18 protein-coding genes are annotated in these 19980 nt (G+C 37.8%); 5 read left to right on the forward strand and 13 right to left on the reverse strand.

The window, feature by feature from the left end; genetic code table 11:
* Positions 1-22: 22 nt before the first annotated feature.
* Entirely contained in the window at positions 23-2263 is a 2241-nt protein-coding gene (locus F6K18_RS24295) for a YCF48-related protein (protein WP_287524903.1), read from the reverse strand.
* A 600-nt stretch (positions 2264-2863) separates the two neighbouring features.
* Positions 2864-3067, reverse strand: a complete 204-nt coding sequence (locus F6K18_RS24300) for a hypothetical protein (protein ID WP_287524904.1) — start codon at positions 3065-3067, stop codon at positions 2864-2866.
* 161 nt (positions 3068-3228) lie between these two features.
* Here F6K18_RS24300 and F6K18_RS24305 point away from each other — a divergent pair, with 161 nt between their 5' ends.
* Both F6K18_RS24305 and F6K18_RS24310 read left to right on the forward strand, forming a co-directional pair.
* On the forward strand, positions 3229-3432 hold the full coding sequence (locus tag F6K18_RS24305; RefSeq protein ID WP_287524905.1) for a hypothetical protein: 204 nt from the start codon (positions 3229-3231) through the stop codon (positions 3430-3432).
* Between the two features lie 323 nt (positions 3433-3755).
* Positions 3756-3899: a hypothetical protein gene (locus F6K18_RS24310; RefSeq protein WP_287524906.1), complete on the forward strand. Its 144-nt coding sequence runs from the start codon at positions 3756-3758 to the stop codon at positions 3897-3899.
* A 1156-nt stretch (positions 3900-5055) separates the two neighbouring features.
* Here the strand turns inward: F6K18_RS24310 and F6K18_RS24315 are convergent.
* From F6K18_RS24315 to F6K18_RS24340, 6 genes are all read right to left on the reverse strand, one after another.
* Positions 5056-6249, reverse strand: coding sequence for a glycosyltransferase family 4 protein (locus F6K18_RS24315; protein ID WP_287524907.1), 1194 nt, complete (start codon positions 6247-6249; stop codon positions 5056-5058).
* 235 nt (positions 6250-6484) lie between these two features.
* Positions 6485-6694 (reverse strand): hypothetical protein, encoded by a 210-nt coding sequence (locus F6K18_RS24320; protein WP_287524908.1) that lies wholly within the window; start codon positions 6692-6694, stop codon positions 6485-6487.
* Between the two features lie 261 nt (positions 6695-6955).
* The gene (locus F6K18_RS24325; protein ID WP_287524909.1) at positions 6956-7198 is read right to left on the reverse strand and encodes a hypothetical protein; all 243 of its coding nucleotides are present in this window, start codon (positions 7196-7198) and stop codon (positions 6956-6958) included.
* A gap of 213 nt (positions 7199-7411) precedes the next feature.
* Positions 7412-8551: an RNA-guided endonuclease TnpB family protein gene (locus F6K18_RS24330; RefSeq protein WP_287524910.1), complete on the reverse strand. Its 1140-nt coding sequence runs from the start codon at positions 8549-8551 to the stop codon at positions 7412-7414.
* Positions 8552-8911: 360 nt separating this feature from the next.
* Positions 8912-9241, reverse strand: coding sequence for a hypothetical protein (locus F6K18_RS24335; RefSeq protein ID WP_287243879.1), 330 nt, complete (start codon positions 9239-9241; stop codon positions 8912-8914).
* 118 nt (positions 9242-9359) lie between these two features.
* Positions 9360-9683 (reverse strand): hypothetical protein, encoded by a 324-nt coding sequence (locus F6K18_RS24340; RefSeq protein ID WP_287524911.1) that lies wholly within the window; start codon positions 9681-9683, stop codon positions 9360-9362.
* A gap of 337 nt (positions 9684-10020) precedes the next feature.
* Here F6K18_RS24340 and F6K18_RS24345 point away from each other — a divergent pair, with 337 nt between their 5' ends.
* The gene (locus tag F6K18_RS24345) at positions 10021-10836 is read left to right on the forward strand and encodes a sirohydrochlorin chelatase (RefSeq protein ID WP_287524912.1); all 816 of its coding nucleotides are present in this window, start codon (positions 10021-10023) and stop codon (positions 10834-10836) included.
* Between the two features lie 787 nt (positions 10837-11623).
* Here the strand turns inward: F6K18_RS24345 and F6K18_RS24350 are convergent.
* The 4 genes from F6K18_RS24350 to F6K18_RS24365 form a co-directional block, all read right to left on the reverse strand.
* Entirely contained in the window at positions 11624-13042 is a 1419-nt protein-coding gene (locus F6K18_RS24350; RefSeq protein ID WP_375341345.1) for a cation:proton antiporter, read from the reverse strand.
* Between the two features lie 1044 nt (positions 13043-14086).
* Positions 14087-14899: a carbon-nitrogen hydrolase family protein gene (locus F6K18_RS24355; RefSeq protein WP_287524913.1), complete on the reverse strand. Its 813-nt coding sequence runs from the start codon at positions 14897-14899 to the stop codon at positions 14087-14089.
* 752 nt (positions 14900-15651) lie between these two features.
* Complete coding sequence (psaJ, locus tag F6K18_RS24360) at positions 15652-15777, reverse strand: photosystem I reaction center subunit IX (protein ID WP_124143070.1); 126 nt, start codon at positions 15775-15777, stop codon at positions 15652-15654.
* A gap of 146 nt (positions 15778-15923) precedes the next feature.
* Complete coding sequence (locus F6K18_RS24365) at positions 15924-16412, reverse strand: Photosystem I reaction center subunit III (protein WP_287524914.1); 489 nt, start codon at positions 16410-16412, stop codon at positions 15924-15926.
* A 142-nt stretch (positions 16413-16554) separates the two neighbouring features.
* On the opposite strand from F6K18_RS24365, the gene tsaD reads away from it, so the two are divergent.
* Entirely contained in the window at positions 16555-17619 is a 1065-nt protein-coding gene (gene tsaD / locus F6K18_RS24370) for a tRNA (adenosine(37)-N6)-threonylcarbamoyltransferase complex transferase subunit TsaD (RefSeq protein ID WP_287524915.1), read from the forward strand.
* Positions 17620-17901: 282 nt separating this feature from the next.
* Positions 17902-18426 carry an N-acetyltransferase family protein gene (locus tag F6K18_RS24375; RefSeq protein WP_287524916.1) on the forward strand — a complete coding sequence of 175 codons (525 nt, stop codon included), beginning with the start codon at positions 17902-17904 and terminating at the stop codon, positions 18424-18426.
* A 294-nt stretch (positions 18427-18720) separates the two neighbouring features.
* On the opposite strand, the gene F6K18_RS24380 is transcribed toward F6K18_RS24375, so the two are convergent.
* Positions 18721-19566: an alpha/beta hydrolase gene (locus F6K18_RS24380; protein ID WP_287524917.1), complete on the reverse strand. Its 846-nt coding sequence runs from the start codon at positions 19564-19566 to the stop codon at positions 18721-18723.
* Between the last annotated feature and the right edge of the window lie 414 nt (positions 19567-19980).

Raw genomic sequence — 19980 nt, forward strand, 5'->3', positions numbered from 1 at the left:
CAACAACCAGAATTTTGAGTAGCTAAAGTTTCTTTTGAAGATGTTTTCTGATTAACCTTAGGTAAATAATTATCCCTCCTACCACCGCGACTAACACGACTAAAGCTTTTTTCAATAAACTTTGATAGATATATAAAGCTAACCGAATATTGCTGAGAAAATTTGGTTCTGCCATTGACTCAGAATTTTGAATAGCTAAAGTTTCCTTGGTCTTTCCATTATCTGTTGTTAACTTGAATATTTCCAAACTGGCTGAACCAAAGCTGTAGATAGTCCTATCATTAACATAGTTTGGTGAAAAAACAATTGGCTTTCCTGATGAAGGCACATTGCCTATTCTTGATACGGGTAATGAACCATCTGCAATTTGTTTGAATGATTGCCCTCCATCTTCACTTTTGTATAACCCAAGACCTAGCACACCCAACACAAGTGTTTGATCGTTTTCATAGTTTGGTGAAATAGCAATAGCTTCCAACTCAGGCGAGTCAGTACCTAATCCAGGTATAGTTAGCCGCTGGTTCCAAGTTTTTCCTCCATCCCGTGATTCAAAAAGACCTCGACTCCTGGTACTAACAAATAAAGTTTGATCCCGTGCAAAGTCTGGAGAAATAACTATCTGCATTTTTATTGCTTTCTCTAAATCTGTATTTTCACTTATTGCTTCCCAGTTTTTCCCACCGTCCGTACTCTTGTAGATTCCCTTTTCTCCAGTTACATAGAGAGTATTATCGCTAGCAAAATTAGGGGATATGGCAATAGACGGACCATTGTTGCCTTGAAGAGATGGAACCTGACCAACTTTTGAGAAGTCTTTACCTGCATTTTGAGAGCGATAGACATTACCCTTCTGAGCTAGGATGTAAACAGTCCTATCGTTTGAGAAGTCTGGAGAAACACCTATTGTGAGTCCACGTTCTTCTTTAGGCATAGAAGCAATTGACCAGGAGATACCCCCATCCTGACTTCTTGCTACCTTTGTCCAGAGGAATGATGCCCATAATGTTTGATCTCGATCGTAGTTTGGAGAAAAAGCAACATCAAAGTAGCGACGAGGATCGTAGTTGGGTGGTAGTGATTCCCACTTTCTAGTAAACCAAGGTTCTTGGAGACCTCTTTGAGCGATCTTCCAAGTTTGACCGCTATCGCTACTGATATTAATGTTACCAACGTAGTCCACAGTCGCCAAAGTTGAATTATTAGAAACTGCCATTGCAACCACCGTACTCCTGAGTATGGTTTCTAAGTCTTGCCATTTTTGCCCCTGATCTTCAGACTTGAAGAGACCATCAAAACCTGCTAGGAAACTCACGCTGCCATCTGGAGAGAACTCTAGCTCAGTAAAGCTAGGTTGCTTCATACCCTTAGCTTGAGAATCAATTATGAGTCCCTGAGTTCTTGGCTGCCATTCTTGGCCATCCCAGTAAAATAACCCAGTATTTGCCGTGGAAACAAACAGTTGTGGTGCATTTTGCGACCCTGGAATAATTTTGATATCTTTAATAAGCTCATTGGCGATCGGAATTGCCTGTTTTGTCCAAGTTTTGCCTTGGTCAGTAGTTTGAAAAATACCCTGGGTTTCAGTCGCCAGCGACATTGAACCTACTGCTCCACCTGGCATAGACTCAATAGCAACAATTGGACTATCTAGTGGTAGGCCAGATGCAGCGCGATCGCTAGCTTGCCAAGTTGCTCCGCTGTCGCGAGAGACTAAGAGTTCGTTTGTATTGGCAGCAATGACTAATTTGCCATCATTAGAAAAACCCAGAGCTTCAATAGGACTTTTACTTTGGAAGACCTGTTGCCAACTCTCCCCAGAATTTTGAGTTAAGTAGAGTCGATCAGAGATACTTGCTAGAACAATCTTTGATGAAGTTGGTGAAACGATTATATGGTCTATAGCAAGTTCATCTAAACCTTCACTGGTATTTTGCCAGGTAAGTCCTTTGTCTGATGATCGGTAGATTCCATCTCCAAGTGTTCCCAGAAATGCCAAACCATCATTTTGCTGACTCAATTCCAGATCTGTGATAAACAAACTAGAATAATCTAAACCCTTAGTAATACGCTGCCATGAAGCGCCTCCATCAGATGAACGATACAGGTTATTTCTCACAACAATTAATACTGTTTGATCTTGTTGATAATTTGGTGATACTTCAACATGTGTGACAACATCATGTGGGCGATGCGCCACTGAGATACCCATATTCACAAGTATTGCCATTAGGAAGGCAACTAATACTAATCTAAAAAATTTCATGATTCGGGAAAGGCTTTGAGTCATAAAAGTTATCTGCTCAAAAATACAGTTATTTTTAGAACATTATCTTAACATATTATGGATCATACCATTTCGATCAAAGACTCTTATCTGCTTGCGGAATGGCAGAAATCAGAAGTAGGAAAGCCTGATAATTCTGCTTATTACAATTCCCTTCTCCGAATATTTACCAAACTTTTTTCCCATTGGTATAACTGATTATTTGCATCCTTATCTGACTATGGACTCTTACCTCCTGAATTCTGTCTTGATCGATAACGACTTTTGCTTTGTTAATTGCTCGAAAATATTATTTGAGTATTTGTTCAATAAAAAAGCTTTGTCAGTGTCCGTATCAAAATCCCAGGCTTGAAGTTTAACTGTTCTTTGGGAAATTTCCTGAACCGAAAAATATTTTTGCCAACCAGAATATAAATAAGTTTAATTATTAAAATATTCTCTGACACTAGGTATCGGCATCCTTTGATTAATTAACTTAAATATTATTGCGTCACCCAGAAAGTTTTCATAAGTTAAAATTACTCCATCAGCAACTTCGCCTTTTTCTGGTAATATTGCCCAACCATTAGCAATATAAGTCTAATTATCAATTGGATTGGCTGTATTAAAATAACCATAAACCAAATCTGATTTTGGCTGTTGTACAATATCTTGAATATTTTTACTCTTGAGTAAACCAGATTGCAAAAAACCTAATTTATCTAAAATATTAGCTGTCTTCCTCAAAGGTTCGGGACTTCTTTTCATTACCAAACATTCATCGTTATGAATAACATTTATCATCAATAAATAAGCTTTACTTTGAAGCAATATAACTCGGCAATCCCTCATCTATTGTCTGTAGTTGTTAGATTGCTAAAGCTGCTGAGAAGGAAAAATTAAGAAAATATTAGAGAAAAAGGTCTTCATCTGAGGGACAGGTAAAAATGGCCTGGAAGTCCTTTTTGAAAAACACCCAATATAATGTAACGCCAGCTCTTGCAGACATGAGACCCTTGTCGCCTGATGTATTTATCCGAGGTCGAGAGCTTGATACTACTACAGTTTATGGCCCACAAGAATGTTCTAACTTATGTGAAAGCAATTCTGAGTGTATTGGTTTAGACGTACATCAACTTGTACGGAGTTATTTGCTTACTTTTCAGTAGAAGTAAATTAAGGCTATGTTTCTGCATTAAAACCCCAAGGTTACGGTTACTAATCGCAATCTTAGACCCACCTTTTCTTTTGTCACAAGCGATGAATCATAACCGCCGTATCAGCGATTATGAAAAAAAGATATACAAACTGGCGATCGCATTGGGGAGCAATCGCCTTTGCTTTTGCTGGTGATGCCGAGAAACCGATTCGATTGGGGGAGTGTTCGCCTGTTTCGCTTATTATAGCGGTTTTCATTAACATAGAATACAGCTATCAAGTTTGTAACTTATCAAACTTCAAACATACTTATATTTTTCTGTAGTCTACCTTTGTGAAAACCGCTATAAGTAAGAGCGATCGCCCCAGGATAGAAGCGATCGCTCTTTTTTTTACTTTACCGAGGCGCGAACGCCTGGCAGGAAGTTACTTTCACGGATTTATGCCCCTCCCCAAAGGAACATTTATCTTGCGATAGAAATAAAAGGGACATATCCATTACTGTCTAAAGTCTAAGAGGAAAGGTGTACTTTTTTTTCAAAATGGGTTGATTTTATGGGATTGACAAGCATCTTGTTTTATGATTTATAAATCCCACAAAGTCGGTATTTAATCGCGGCAAAATCGCTGCTTATATAAAGCTGGTGGTAATAAAAACTGCTATCCAACTTAAGAATAACCATTTTTGTTTCAGTATAGTTTTCCTACGGAATGCTGCGCAAACAGATAGGGAACGTCGATAGTAACCACTCTTGCGCTTCCATTTCTTTCACCCCACCTTACAAAATGAATCTGTCTGAGGTTTTCATCCCTGGGATGGGGTGAAGCTTTGCTCTTGCCATGCTGTGCTGTGGCACGGCATCTTTACGAGGTGGTATGATTGGTTTTGCACCTCTGTTTTTGGCCTCCTGGTAGCAATTGCGCTGTTGGTGGAGCAAGTGCGGCAGCTATATCATAGGCACCATCACCAGATACTACGCCCTTTCTTTGCTACCCATCTGCTGCTTTTGAAGCTCTACAGCGATCGCCTGTGCTTTTTTATCTATAGCAATGTGCGCTGGCATATTTACAAATTGCAGGAGGTGTCCAATAGCTAAAATCTTATATGATTCCTACGGAATGCTTGCGCAAACAGCTTTTTATTCCCCCTATTGCCTGTTGCCTGCGCGCAGCGCTATAATTCTCTGTAACTGATACTTTCTATTTCTTTTTCACTATTCTTAAGGAAAGTGTAAGCTTTTTGATCGGATTGATTTAGGGAGCAATACTGGAGAAGGTCAATTAATTTAGAAAATTCGGCGTTGCTGATTTGAGGTATGAAATTCAACTAGTGGTAAATTTTTAGCCAAAACAATAGTGCAAATTATACCTATTTCTTCCTATTTAATCACCGAAAAACTCTCTTCTACCTACTGACTCCTGGCTTAGTCCTCCTGAATCCTGACTCTTGACTCCTGTGAAATCATACATTTATTCAGCAACGCCGAAAATTATTGCTCATTTTTCATCTATTAATGTGCAGCTATTGCTTTTAGTTTTATGTTTACCAATACTTATGAACATCAGACTAAGCTAAGAAATATTTAGACTTTATATTCTTTTTTTCCTTTCACAAAATTCTGACAAATTTAGATTTATCCTGCTTCCTTGGTTTCTTTTATGTCTTGTAGCGTTTCTACCGAAATTGATGTTGAGTCATTAATAATACTCAAAATATCCCAAGCTACTCTTGACCAACTGTAATATAATTCTGCTAGATCACGTGCTGTTCTTCCCATTTTTTCACTCTTCTTTGGTTTTGACAATAAGTAGTCGATCTCAGTAGCAAAGGCATCAGGATTGTCGTAGTCTGAGATGACAATACCATTTTTTCCGGGAACAATTACTTCAGGATTTCCCCCCCTAGCAGTAGTAATAGTGCATAGTCCTGTTGCCATAGCTTCATAATGCACCCTAGCTAGAGGCTCTTCCCATTGAGATGCACACACGAATATATCCCCTAACAAAAAGTAATCTGCTACTTCTGATGGTGGGATAAAACCAGTCAGCTGAACTGCTTGCCCTAACTTTTCTGCTTCTGCTTTAATTTCACGGACATAATCATTTTCATTGTTATTGCCGTACCATTTACTCCCTACTAGCAATAATACAGCAGATGGATGTTTTTTGATTACTTTGGCGATCGCAGATATTAACAGATGAGGTCCTTTTTTATCTGTCAACCTTCCCACGCAGAGGACTACTTTTTTACCCTCCAACCCATGAGTCGCCAGCATTGCTTCTCGTTTCTCTTTTACTCCTTCTGCCCACCTTGGCTGAAAGCATTTGAGGTCTACTCCAGCATATACAGGTTGCAGTTTGTGTTTATATTCTGGAAATAATTTGGCAATACCATCAGCAATAAATTTACTGACTGTGACTACTTTTTCTACCCGCTCTAAGCATTGAATTGCCTCTTGTGGTTCAATTTTTTTAGCATGGAACATTTCATTGTGCATACTAAGAAGAAAGCGACTATTGGGAGCTGCTTTGGCAACCAAGGACACATACTTGGGACGGTTGTAAATTACTATCCAATCAAAATTTTTCCTTTCTACAAATTTGCTTACTACTTGATAGTATTCTTCTGAAGTGTCTGCTGCAGTACGATCGTAACGAATACTGTCTCTAATTTCTCGATCTGGTAAATCAGGGTCTGCTATGGAGAATACTGTGATTTCATGCTCTCGTTTTAGGTAAGGTAGAATACCGTCTATGTATGTCTGGATAGCTCCACCTCGGACATTAGGCACTGGTAACTTTTCTGTGCAGACTAATAGTATCTTCACGTTATCAACTTGAACTTATAATTTCTCTTGAAGTATACGGGATTTTGATACACCTTGAATCAAATACATAAAAAAATTATTTACTCTTAGTTAATAAGTACAAAAATATCAAGCCCTCACTATACAAGCAGGGCTTGATTTAATTGTTATTGGACTTAAAGCGCAACTCTATTTCTAAGATACGTTGCTATCAACTTGAAAGCAAAATTAGTACATTGCGTAGGTATTCATTTCTCTAGTCTAAGAGTCCCTTACGCTCTTTCTTTTTCTGGACTAGGGCAATTATAGGCTGTGCATTTTCATCTACTGCACCTTCTTCTTTTAATTGTTCTATAACCGAGCGTATTCTTCTGAATATCTTACCTTCGCCCCTCCGAAAATCATAGATATCGTCTTTATCTGCACCACTCATTTCTAAAATAATGGTGTTGGCCTGTTGTGTCATTTTTTTTGTTCTCCTTAAATTTTTACTACTTAATTTAACTTATGTTGCTAGGGAAAATTCGATCATTTTTGGGTTTCATGCCCTTCTCGAAATTTATCATAACTAGGAGATAAGACTGCTATTTCAGCTAACATATATAACTTCGAGCATAATGCTCGAAGTCGAGCGAAAGATTATTGTATCAGTCATAACTTAAGTTATGAAACTTTTAAAGGAAGTTACAACACTTACACTCACTATAACTAAAGCCAGAAAATATTCTTAGTCTAAAAGTCCTTTATTACTTTTCTTTTTCTTGAGGATAACAATTATGGGTTGTATGTTATCTGAAACTTCGCCTGATTCTTGTAGTTTCTCAATTGTTTGGCCTATTCTTTTGAATACCTTACCCTCACCTCTGCGTAAATCATCGATATCGTCACTCTTAGCTCCTCCAAACTCTAAAATAACCGTGTTTGGTTGTTGCTTCACGCTTTTTTCACTAGTATCAGATGACATTACCATTTTTTTGACCTCCTTAATTTTTACTAATTATGTTGCTAAGGGAAACTTTACCAAAAGCCTGCAATTATTTTTTTCTTGCATTTGTTATTGGTTGTATATTGACTTAGTTAGTTTGACAAAGTCCGTTCTTAGAAACCTATGATTATCTATATAAATCTATGATTTTCTATAAATAATCTGTTCTATTCCTGCTTCTACCTGGCAACGTCGGCGTTATCCAGTCCGCAAGCTGTCACGGTCGTTCGCGTTAGCGTTGCGGAGCAAAATGACCGCCATAGCTAAATTTAACGCTGCATTTAAGTCTCGATCACAGCTCAAATTGCAGTGTTCGCAATTGAAAACGCGCTCTGATAACAACAGAGACTCTTTAACAGCTCCACACCTACTGCAAGTCTTAGAACTAGGAAACCATCTATCCATAACAACTAGCTCAGAACCGTATAACTCACACTTGTACTCCAACTGCCTACGAAACTCATAAAAACCCATAGACCCAACGGCCTTAGCTAGCTTGTGATTTGACATCATTCCTGATACATTTAAGTCTTCTATTACTATCTTGCTGTGGTTTTTAGCCAAATAGGTAGTCAGTTTATGCAACTTATCTTTCCTGATGTCAGCTATTTTGTTGTGTAATTTAGCTATTTTTAGCTGTGCTTTTTTCCAATTAGACGAAAACTTGTTGGTTTTATGTCTGTTTAGGTATTGCAATCGTGATAGTTTGGATTCTAATTTTTTGTAAGGTTTACCACCATCGAATACTTCTCCTGTTGACAATGTTGCCAAAGTTTTAACTCCTAAGTCTACACCAACTACATCTACTGATTTTTCAGTGTTTTGAGATTCTCTTTCTACTTTAAAGCTGACAAACCAACGATTAGCTTTTTTACTAATGGTTACAGACTTGGGATTAATATTATCTGGTAATATTTCAAAAGTTTTCACCCATCCAATTCGGGGTAATTTAATTTGATTAAAACCTACTGAGATTGAGCCATCTAGAGTGAAACTATCGTCTCTACCTTTTTTCTTGAATTTAGGTTGATCAGACACTTTGGTAAAGCAACGTTTCCCAGCATTTGATAAATACCTCAAAGCATATTGAGGCGCTGTTTTAGAGACTTCATAATACCAATAGTTATTCGGTTTAACCATTGCCACCAAAAGTTTATGCAGGTCGATTGCGGTAGGAAATTTCAGTTTACTCTCAGGATTATTTAAATTGTGATCGAGAATTTTCCTAGTTAACCATAGTCCCCAATTATAGGCATGACGGGCTACACAAGCGTGTTTAGCCAGCAATGTTTTTTGCTGGTTTGTGGGGTCTAACTCAGTTTTGAATCCAAGTAGCATAAACAGATAATCCCAGATTTTTATAGATAATACCAGATTTTAGCCAACAGTTACAAGCCCTCTCAAACCTGCCATTCACCAATATAAACATGAGGAGTATGATGCCAATTAATTCTTAGCTTTTAACTACTCCTCATAACTTAACTAATAGCAAGGCTATATTAATCATCTAAGCTTCCTGATCCATCTATGGAGCAGCGAGATGCTCCAGATTTTGCTTGAGTCCGACTCTTTTTTCAAAAGTCTCACTCATCGTGATGTAAAAAGTACATTGCACTTAAATTCTTGGCTGATATGAAAGTTGTAAGTAAAACTTTCTATGTTAGTTGGACTTTCTGCTAATCAGTATTAATATTTGAATTATTCAAACAACTTAATACCCATATAGCCATAGCCTAACCCGCCCATCTTGGACATTGCCTTACTGTAGTTTTTGGGGAAATCTTTAATCCAACCGTTTTTCTTCTTCCTGTTAGATTTTTCGTGACGATCACGATACTCTTTGGTAGCCTTATCATACATTTTTGCCGTTCTGAATACAGCTTTTTCTAAAGGCTTCAAAGCACGTGCCTGCTTTTTCTTTTTCTTTTTTTTCCTTTTAGCTGATTTACCATAGAGGGTTGCTGGATCCCCACCAAAGTCATCATCACTTTGCAACACAGTAACGCTTTTTACGTCTTCTTTAGCCACTTTATTTCTCCTCTGAATATTTTCTACTCAACAATATATATTAGTAGATATTTATCTTTAGACATCTCCAAAAATACCGATTTTGGAGATGTCTAATAGGCAGGCATTAATACGTTAATTATTCAAACAACTTAACACCCATTACACCCATTCCACCCATCTTAGACATAGCCTTGCTATAGTTTTTGGGGAAATCTTTAATCCAACCGTTTTTCTTCTTTTTGTTAGATTTTTCGTGACGATCGCGATACTCTTTACTAGATTTGTCATAGCTTTTAGCCATTGAAAATACCATTTTTTCTAAAGGCTTCAAAGCACGTGCCTGTTTTTTCTTTTTCTTTTTCGTACTTTTGGGGGACTTTCCATAGAGGGTTGCTGGAGAGCCACCAAAGTCATCATCACTTTGTAGTACGGTAACACTTTTCACATCTTCTTTGGCCATTTTTTTCTCCTTGTATGTTTTCTACTTAAGTATATTGATATCTATAATAATCATAGCAGATTATTCTCAAAAATATTTAATCTTTATATACAGTTACCAATATTAACTGGGCACAAAGTAAGTATTCTAATTATCAATTAAACAATTTACAGATATACTGGACAAAACAAAATTCACTCATTAGAGATTGATTGGACTTTTACCGAATATCCAGAGAAAGTGAATAGAGTTAATGTGTAGGAATATACATACAATTTTAATTAAATCAGGATGAAAATTGTTCAAAAGTGTTACTTAATATTTATATATCTATATAATAATTAGGTCAAAGTTAAAATTGCTATCAACCTATTTTTTAGTATCTCATGGTAGTCGTGACCCACGATCGCTCCTAGAATTACACATACTAGCTGGACTTTTATCTAGGCAAATAAATTTAACTGGAAATTTGACAAGTAATGATATTCTCAAATTTCCTTTGATTGGTACAGGAGTTTTAGAACTGGGACTTAAATCTCTGCACGAACAAATTGAAGATTTTTGGGAAAAAAGGCGATCGCTCTACATTAATCAAGTTAAAATTATACCTTTATTTTTATTACCTGGAGTTCATGTCACAGAGGATATTCCAGCAGAAGTAGAGGTATTCAGGCACAAGGTTAAAGCAAAGGAAAAAAGTAAGCAAAAATCTGAATTTAACTCAGAAACTTATAGCCAAAGTAAAATCACTCTATGCCCCTATATTGGTTCTCATCCAGAAATGGCACGTTTACTGACAGCTAAAGTAACTTCCGTGACTGCTGATGTTTGGGTACTTATTTCTCATGGTAGTCGTCGTCCTGGTGGCAATGAACCTGTGGAAAAAATAGCCCAGTCTCTTGCAAGTAGTTGTCAAGTTTTGGTTTGTACTGCTTATTGGTCTGTTTGTCCCAACCTGAAATCAAGAGTTGAAATATTAATCAGACAAGGATATCAAAGAATTGGAATTTTGCCTTATTTTCTGTTTAATGGGGGTATTACTGATGCGATCGCTGATACAGTTAATCAATTTACTCAAATATACCCTGCTATTAAATTCTGCCTGAGTGAACCTCTTGGGGCAACTGATGAATTAGCTAAATTAGTTTTGGACTTGATTAGCGAAACTGAATAGAAGGGAGTCGGAGGAATTTTGAAAGATTCTCTGGAGAATTGACAAGAGTTTTGATTAAGTCTAATAGACTTGTCGCTTTATAACTTAAAAAAATCCCAAAAACCTTGTTCTGTAAGGATTGTAGCTATTTGACAGCAAAAATGCTGGGAATTATTGCTCTGTCTAGGTTAGAGTAATTTTTTTCCCTTATTTAGCGACAACTCTAATGAATAAGACTTGATACTATAAAAAAAATACCTCCCTAATTTATACTTGGGAGGCATGAAAAATGTAGATTTTGGGAAAGTTTTGGATTTCTTATATAGAACCCCCGATCGTATCTTTGCACGGGGTATGTGCTTTTGGCTGCCGTCCTCAGAACTCAGTCGGTGGTGAAGTCAGAAGATTCAGGAACGAGAATAAGGCCAAAAGCGATGAGACCCCAGGCCCTTCGGGTATCTCTTTCCTCCGGAGGAGGAGCTACGCTAACAGAGACGCTTTGCGTAGGGCAGTTGCTTCAATTCGGCGGGGCGCCTATGGGGGGGGAGGCAGGTTCCGCCCACAGACGGGAACCCGAAGGGCGTACTGCACTCACCGCCCGATAGCGCAGCAGGTAGTGCACCAAGCAGGTTGAAATTTGCTTCCATCTCCCCATCTCCCCACATTCCCCTCCTGGGAGGGGTTAGGGGTAGGTCCCTATCTCTTTTTAAGTAGAGCTCAAATGGGTTCTATAAAGGTTATGAGTTATAGAAAAGCCATCTAAAAATTAACCTTCTACCTTTTGCAAATAACTACCTATTGCAAATAACTACTTAGAAGTTTCAGTTACTTCTTCTGCTTCTCCTTCTCCGAAAACGACTCGCAACAAGGGAGGCGCTAAAAATGTTGTAATTATAACCATGAGAATAATTGCTACATCCAAAGCAGGGGATAAAGCGCCACTAGCAGAACCAACTGAGGCAAAAACCAAACCAACTTCACCCCGTGGCACCATACCAACACCAACAGCTAAACGGTTAATGTTCTCTAAACCAAAGACACTAAAACCACAGGCAACTTTACCCACAATAGCAACAACTATTAAGAAGATCGCAATAACTAAACCTTCACGGTTAGTAGGAATAGCTGGGTTGAGAACTCCAAGATTGGTTTTTGTCCCCACTGTGACGAAGAAAATGGGAACGACGACATCAGAAATAGGACGAATTAGTTCTTCTAATTCTCTACCTACCTCTGTTTGATCCAAGTTATCTAAAACCAATCCTGCGGCAAAAGCTCCCAATATCGCTTCCAAATGGATCGCTGTACCAATGTAGGACATAAATAATGCGATCGTCAAAGCTGGAATAACTGCTCGTCCACGAGTTTTAAATTTTTCACCAAAGAAAACAAAGGTGTCATTAAAGAAGCGACCTAACAATATTGCACCTACCAAAAATACACTGGCACTGATGATGAGATAGATCGCATTGACTACATCGACTTCGCCAGTTTTTGCTAAACTTGCTACTACTGCCAGGATAATAATACCTAAAACATCATCTATAACAGCAGCACCCAAAATAATTTGACCTTCTTGAGTATTAAGGCGGTTAATTTCTGCTAGTACCCTGGAAGTAATGCCAATACTGGTTGCTGTAAGAGCTGCTCCTGCAAAAATTGCTGGTACTGCTGAGACATGGAATATCATCATCATTCCTGCTGTACCAGCGACAAATGGTAATGTTACTCCCACAATTGCGACAATTAGGGACTGAATACCCACTTGCATTAAGTCTCTAATGTTGGATTCTAGGCCAATTTCAAATAACAAAATGATCACCCCCAGTTCGGATAGAACTTCGAGGACTTCACTTTGGACTTGAAATGTAGCTTCCGCAGCGTCAGGGGCTAAACCTGCTGTTGCTTCTAAAATACTGATAACTACCGATGTGGAACTATCTGCCCCACTTTCTGGAAAGATTACCAGGTTTAGGGCGGAAATACCTATAACTACACCTCCTACCAGTTCACCTAATACTGGTGGAAAACCTAGCCAGTTAAAAAATTCGCCCCCTGCTTTGCTGGCTATATAAATTGCCACTAGGCTCAAAAGGACTCCTGCAACTACCATTGCTGGTTCTACTTCTGTTTCTGTCGCTGTTGCTAGTATCGGTTGAAGTTTGCCTGATAAAGGAAATAGGAAAAATTCATTCAAAAAATTGAACCCTGCCATTGAACTAAACATTAAGTTTTTCTAAATCATCTTGACTTAATGTAACAGGACTTTATGCACGGATCGCTAATCTTTTGTTATAAAAATATTTTTTGGTGAGTATATATAAAAAATATCTAACTATCTAAAATGTATCGTAAATATCTATCTAACTTGAAATAAAGAATATGGGAAATTTTTGGAAAGTCCCTGAAAAAGTTTTAGACCGGAATTATACCATTTCTCAAAAACTTTTTAACCAGTATCCTGAGTATGGGAGGGAGTAGGAGAGTAGGTAGGGACGTTATATCCTACATTCCGCACGACAAAACGTAGCATAAAAATATAAGTCATGCATCGACTGCTAATTGGCTAGGTTTCCTACGGCGCTAAACTGTGGAAATGGTTCCGCACACATTGCCTCCAGAATGTAAGAGGCACTCAAGACAGTCAAAAGTCAAAAGTCATGCATTAAGAAGAAAATTATAGTGGTCAATAGTAGTAAACGATTCAGTAAGTATTTATGCTTAATATTTAACTGAGAATTTGACTACCGATAGAGGTAAATGAAGATAATTTATATAGTATAAATACTTAAGAAAACTACAGATTTTATACTAATTGTCATGTTACAAATTGAAGTGCAGAATGTGGGTTATATGCAACGTTTGTCAAGGTAGAATTAACTAGCGCTTCAGCTAAAGCTCCCTCTCGAGCGCTTCATCCTAAAAAGGGTAGTGCATATGTAATGGTATCTGTTTGCGGAGCAGTCCGGACTGAAAAGCTTGGGTTGCTCCGTTCCGGAATTCCGCTTTCCGGGCAAAGCTGACCGCTGAACTGCTGAACTGCTTTTTGAGTTTGAGTCGCATTCCGTAGGAAGTCCTTTTTAAATAGCCATCAGCTTTTCTGTTCCGGAATGCTCCACTTGCCAGCATTTAGCTGGAGCGCTAAAAATTCAAGGGTTTAAGTCCCCACGCTTATTTGAAAAATTAGTGGTGCGCCTTTTATGGGGGTTTTAATCCCTCATTATACGCCTTGAGAAGCTGATGCCTGAAGTGCTGAGTGCTGAGTGCTACTTCAAGTAAATACCCGATGTTGTAGGGATGGCATTTGTCTACGAACTTGTTCTAATCTGGATGGGTTAATTTCTGCAATCGCTACTCCTGGTTTATCCTCAGTATCTGCCAAAATCAAACCCCAAGGGTCAACTATCATTGCATGGCCATGAGTTTGTCTTCTGCCATAGTGGTTGCCTGTTTGAGCTGGAGCAATGATATAACAGCTATTTTCTATGGCCCGTGCTTGGAGTAATACTTGCCAGTGGTCTTTTCCTGTATATGCAGTGAAGGCCGCTGGTACGAATATGACTTCAGCCCCGGCATTTGAGAGATGTCTGTATAGCTCAGGAAATCTTACATCATAGCATACTGATATGCCTAAATTTCCATAATCTTTTGATGAATAGACTGAAGGTAACTTGACACCTGCTTTGACAGTGTTTGATTCTCGGTAGGTATTACCGTCAGGCAAGTTAACGTCAAATAAATGTGCTTTTTCATACCTACCTACTTCTTTGCCATTAGAATCTATTAGGGATGCAACGTTATAAACTTTGCCATCTTTTGTAGGTACTGGATACCCACCTCCTAGAATTGTGATTTGGAATTTTTGAGCCGTTGTTTTGAGAAATTTTTCACTTTCTGTAGCGATCGCTTCTGCTTGGTCAATTTTTTCTTTTTCTTCACCTAAAAAGGGAAAATTTTCAGGCAAGGTAACTAACTCTGCGCCTTGACGGACTGCTAAGTCTATTAATTCTTCTGCCTGTGCTAGATTTTTTGACAAGTCAGGCACACTTGTCATTGATATTGCTGCTGCGAGATAGGATTTCATTAAGTCTGTTTTTCAGCTATTATGTTGGAACTTTTTGATGTTTGCCTTATTATTTATACCAAATTCATTCGCCGATCTAAAGGTAGTTGTTTAGTCAGCATTCAGCAGTCAGCTATTAGCTATCAGCTAATTTTGGGGAAGGTCAAAGCAATTGAAAAATTGAGTTTGAATAATAAAGTTACTGCCATGAGTTCCCTTTCCAAACCTGAGAAGTAATTATTTTTTTTGTAGCGGGTTTAATACCCCACCGTCTAAACAGTGCTTAAAATTTTTTGGGGTTTAAATTTATAAGTAATTTTCCCTTTCCTAGGTCATGCTAGGCAAACAGCATAGCTACCTTCTTCAATCACTACTAATTGCTGAAGCGCTGACTGCTAATAGCTGAATGCTTACGTTGTTTACCCATTTATCACCTTTATTTCTCAACCTTCAGCTTAAGTTCCTTTTTTATTCAAGACAAGATGATAACTGAGTTGGCAACAGCTAAATTTTAGAGTGGTTTCAGAAATCAGATTTTCAGCTATAGTAGTCTATCAAGTTATATTTAATAAGTTACTATTTCTCAATAACACTTATTTATAAGGCTTTGATACTCAACATACTCATCATTTTTTGCTTGACGGACTATTAGTCTAGAATTTTGATTTCTGAATTAACCACTTTTTTCCTCTGAATATTGATTCAGAATTTAATCTACATTTTGTTTCAGACTTTAGGTTAATCCAGACAAATCTGAGTTAACTTTTTTGCTTTTACATTGGGTGGAAAAGTAAGTCTGGGAAAAAACGATTAAACTCAATTAAAATTCCGGCTGTGATAATCATCCAGGCTGCGGCCAAAACTGGGGCTGTTGATAGATACTTAAGTAGGTCTTGCATGAATATTTCTCCTAAAAACTGATTGTCAAATCAGGCATTGTTTAGACAATGTTAAAAACATTGTTTTGGAACTCTTGGTAGTTAGTAATTAGTATAAAAATACTAATTACAATTACTTGATGTTCACTAATTCCTTAGTTGATATTTTAGCGTGGGGAAACAGTAATTTCGTTTTCTTCAGCAAACATTTTACCAGAGGTAAATTCTCCAAATGCTAACACTGGCCATAGAGCTGCACCTAACATTTTTTGGATTGCTAAAGGAACGTCGATAACAATCTCTTTTTCCTCTGGATTCTTACCAGATTTGATTGCTTGTAGATAGGAACGACCGGCCCAACCAATCCAACCTGTAATATACAAGAATAAAATGCTAGGAATGAGGAAATCTCCAGCGCGATTCAGACTACCATCTACTATTAAATGAGGTAGTCCGTCTTCTCCACAAAGTGCTTGTGAATAACGTTCAAATCGTTTCTTACCAGATTCTGGATCTGCGGTAGTAGGCCGAGCATATTCAGCTCGTGCCTGAAAAGCAGGTGATTCTGAACATGGCACTAAGTTGTATGCTGATGCTGCTGATGCACCAGTTGCCCAAAGACTTATGGCTAAAACTAAAGCCAAGAATCGTCTCATAAAATTGTTTCCTTTTATTACAAAGTGTTGACAATTACCCATACTTCTGTAGCTAAATTAAGCTGAAGTAGGGATTTTCTTAATGGAAATGATAAATTTGAAGCTGACAGTAATCAAGCTATTTTTATAAATTTATCAGTCAATGACAACAATTTTAGCTATAGAAACAAGTTGTGATGAAACATCTGTGGCAATTGTTAAGAATCGTCAAGTTTTAAGTAATATCGTAAAGTCACAAATTAATATTCACAGCTTTTATGGAGGTGTGGTGCCAGAAATAGCTTCACGCCAACATTTAGAAATAATTAATCAGGCGATCGCTCAGGCTTTTTCAGAGGTAGATTTGGATTGGCCAGATATTGATGGTATTGGAGCTACTTGCGCCCCTGGTTTAGTTGGCGCTTTGTTAGTGGGAATAACGGCAGCAAAAACTCTGGCTATTGTCCATGAAAAGCCATTTGTGGGAGTGCATCATTTAGAAGGTCATATTTACGCGACTTATCTTAGTCAACCAGAATTAAGACCACCTTTTCTGTGTTTGTTGGTTTCTGGAGGCCATACAAGTTTAATTTATGTCAAAGATTGTGGTGTGTATGAAACATTAGGCCAAACAAAGGATGATGCTGCAGGAGAAGCTTTTGATAAGGTGGCTAGATTATTGAAACTTGGCTATCCGGGAGGCCCTATAATTGATAAATTGGCAGCAGAGGGTAATAGATCGGCTTTTTCTTTACCTGAAGGGAAAATTTCTTTACCCGAGGGTGGTTATCATCCTTATGATTGTAGTTTCAGTGGACTAAAAACTGCTGTCTTGCGATTAATTCAAAAATTGGAAACAGAAGGCCATGAGTTATTACCTGAGTCTTCAATAATTAGGGACATTGCAGCTAGTTTTCAAGAAACTGTAGCGAAAGGGTTAACAAAAAGAGCGATCGCCTGTGCGCTAGATTATGGATTAAATACAATTGCTATTGGTGGAGGTGTCGCTGCAAATAGTGGGTTGCGACAAAACTTAAGCACAGCAGCAAGTAAGAATAATTTACAGGTACTATTTCCTCCCCTCAAATTCTGTACAGATAATGCGGCTATGATTGGTTGTGCGGCGGCTGACCATCTGAGTAGAGGCCACATTTCATCTCTGAACTTAGGAGCTAGTTCTCGAATGGCCATAAAAGATGTGATGGAGTTGTATAGCGCTATGCGCTAGGGAACAGGAGACAGGAGACAGGAGACAGGAGACAGGAGACAGGAGACAGGAGACAGGAGACAGGAGAAAGCAAGCTGTAACAGGTATTACACTTAATTATTCAAATACATTATACCTCTTGCAAAAATTTTAATTAAATCAATTAAAGATATGAAATCAACAATTTAATCTCACTGCTTCCTATTCCCTGACTTCTGCAAGAAGTCTATTATTTTTTCAACATGATATTAGGAAATTTCACTATTTTCTGCACAATTTAAAATAAAGACTGCTACATCGGTAATGAAAATTAGAAACGCTGAAGAAAAAGATTTAGATGTAATTGTGGAAATTTATAACGCTTCAATTCCTAGTCGTATTGCTACTGGAGATATAGAGTGTATATCAGTTGAAAGTCGTATTCCTTGGTATAAAGAACACACACCTGATAGTCGTCCAATTTTGGTTATGGAATTAGATGAAAAAATTGTTGGGTGGCTGAGTTTTCAGTCTTTTTATGGCACAGCTGCATACAAAGCTACAGCAGAAGTGAGTATATATGTTGCTCCTGAATATAAAGGTCAAGGAATAGGAAAAAAATTACTTTCAGAGGCAATTTTTTACAGTCCTAAATTAGGAATTAATACTTTACTGGGTTTTATATTTGCTCATAACCAGCCTAGTTTAAAGTTATTTGATAAGTTTGGTTTTCAACGTTGGGGTTATTTACCAAAAGTGGCTAATTTAGATGGTATGAAGCGAGATGTTGTAGTTGTTGGACTTCATATTGAGGAAGCAAAAAAAATGATAGGATTCGATAATGGATAATGGATAATTACCTCGGATTTTAACCGTTACGGAATTGAATATCAGGAAATATTATTTCTTTTTTTGCCCTTGAAAGGGTTGGCTTTTAAGCTGAATTATTTAATTAACAATTATTAATTATTAATTATTCGGTAAATAAGAAATTAGATATATCCAAAAAGCTCAAAGAATTAGCATTTTGAGTAGGCAAGGGCAGAAAAATCAAGTGATAATTCTTCCCACTATCTCCTTCACAATTCTCCTAACTCCTAACTCCTGACTCCTGACTCCTGACTTCTATTCAGCAAACCCTAATTATTGCAAAAGACTTAGGATATGGGCAGCCACAGCATCAGGCTGTTCTAACATTGCTAGATGACCACATTCAGGAATTTCTAGGACATTTGCGCCGTGGCCTTGAAACATCCAGTGAAAACTCGCTAAATGTTGTACATATTTAGGAGCCATTATTTGGTCTTTTGCTCCAGAAATAAAATAAACAGGTTGCTTCAATTTTGATACTATCAGTGGCAGGCGATGAACTTCTGATTCTGTAGTGGAGTCTAATAATGCCCCCAGAGCTGCTTCGTAAGATGCTCCAACAAAATCAGTTAATCGTTGTCGTCCCCATTTACGAGGGATAGGTGCGGCCACTTGAGTCCTTGTAAACATTAAGTCTATTAGAGGTAAATAAGATAGCCAACTAGGACGAAATTTGATAATTTGTGCCCCGGCAAACCTAAATCGTTCAAATTCTTCTTTGATATAAATTCCACCACCAGAGTTTATACAGACCACTCCCTTGATGATATCGAGCATTCTATTCGCTCCTAACAAGGCAATGGTGCCTCCTAAAGAGTGGCCAATGAGCCAGGCACTAGATATATTGAGTTTCTGTAATAATATTGTTAGGTCTTCTACATAAGCTGCGGGACTATAGTTGAAAACTAATTTTTTTTGGGTTGAGTGGATTTGAGAATCACCGAATCCGCGCAAGTCGTAAGATAAGCATTGGTAATCTGGTGAAAGTCTTTGGATTAAAGGTTGCCAGTAGTTGCGGCTTAAGAGCCAGCCATGTATAAAAATAAGTACATGGGGTGATTTGGTGGGGTTTGTCAATTCGTAGGCGTGTGGAACCCCTTGGATATCTATAGTTACCATATTTGTATCTTATCCTGAATTGACAAAGGTATAGCAATGGACAGTTCAAGAATTTAGAATTTAGAATTACCTCTTCTTATAGATTAAGAGGATTGGATCAAAGGAACAATTTTCCCTTTTGCCTCGATCTTGTTCTTTTCAAGGAGAGGTAATTATTAATTAGGGTTTGCGCTCAAAAGTCTTTTAGTTAGGGTAGGAGTCAGGAGTTAGGGGAATTTACAGGAAGTAGGAGTAAGAATTATCCCTTATTTATCAATACTTTGAGAATTAATCAGCAAGTCCTAATTCTCAGTACAGGACAAAAGTTGTCAAAAGGGTGAGAGAGAGGATTTGATGGAAATTACCACAACTTCAACAAACCCTCATGGAACAGATTAACCAACTTCGAGCCAAATTGCGATGCCATCCCAGATG

This window comes from Okeania sp. SIO2C2 (assembly GCF_010692625.1).
Taxonomy (GTDB): domain Bacteria; phylum Cyanobacteriota; class Cyanobacteriia; order Cyanobacteriales; family Microcoleaceae; genus Okeania; species Okeania hirsuta.

Coding starts and splice junctions, on each gene's coding strand:
- tsaD (WP_287524915.1), top strand. CDS start 16,555: ATGACAACAATTTTAGCTATAGAAACAAGTTGTGATGAAACATCTGTG.
- F6K18_RS24375 (WP_287524916.1), top strand. CDS start 17,902: ATGAAAATTAGAAACGCTGAAGAAAAAGATTTAGATGTAATTGTGGAA.
- F6K18_RS24350 (WP_375341345.1), bottom strand. CDS start 13,042: ATGTTTAGTTCAATGGCAGGGTTCAATTTTTTGAATGAATTTTTCCTA.
- F6K18_RS24365 (WP_287524914.1), bottom strand. CDS start 16,412: ATGAGACGATTCTTGGCTTTAGTTTTAGCCATAAGTCTTTGGGCAACT.
- psaJ (WP_124143070.1), bottom strand. CDS start 15,777: ATGCAAGACCTACTTAAGTATCTATCAACAGCCCCAGTTTTGGCCGCA.
- F6K18_RS24330 (WP_287524910.1), bottom strand. CDS start 8,551: ATGCTACTTGGATTCAAAACTGAGTTAGACCCCACAAACCAGCAAAAA.
- F6K18_RS24380 (WP_287524917.1), bottom strand. CDS start 19,566: ATGGTAACTATAGATATCCAAGGGGTTCCACACGCCTACGAATTGACA.
- F6K18_RS24325 (WP_287524909.1), bottom strand. CDS start 7,198: ATGGTAATGTCATCTGATACTAGTGAAAAAAGCGTGAAGCAACAACCA.
- F6K18_RS24295 (WP_287524903.1), bottom strand. CDS start 2,263: ATGAAATTTTTTAGATTAGTATTAGTTGCCTTCCTAATGGCAATACTT.
- F6K18_RS24355 (WP_287524913.1), bottom strand. CDS start 14,899: ATGAAATCCTATCTCGCAGCAGCAATATCAATGACAAGTGTGCCTGAC.
- F6K18_RS24300 (WP_287524904.1), bottom strand. CDS start 3,067: ATGATAAATGTTATTCATAACGATGAATGTTTGGTAATGAAAAGAAGT.
- F6K18_RS24320 (WP_287524908.1), bottom strand. CDS start 6,694: ATGACACAACAGGCCAACACCATTATTTTAGAAATGAGTGGTGCAGAT.
- F6K18_RS24340 (WP_287524911.1), bottom strand. CDS start 9,683: ATGGCCAAAGAAGATGTGAAAAGTGTTACCGTACTACAAAGTGATGAT.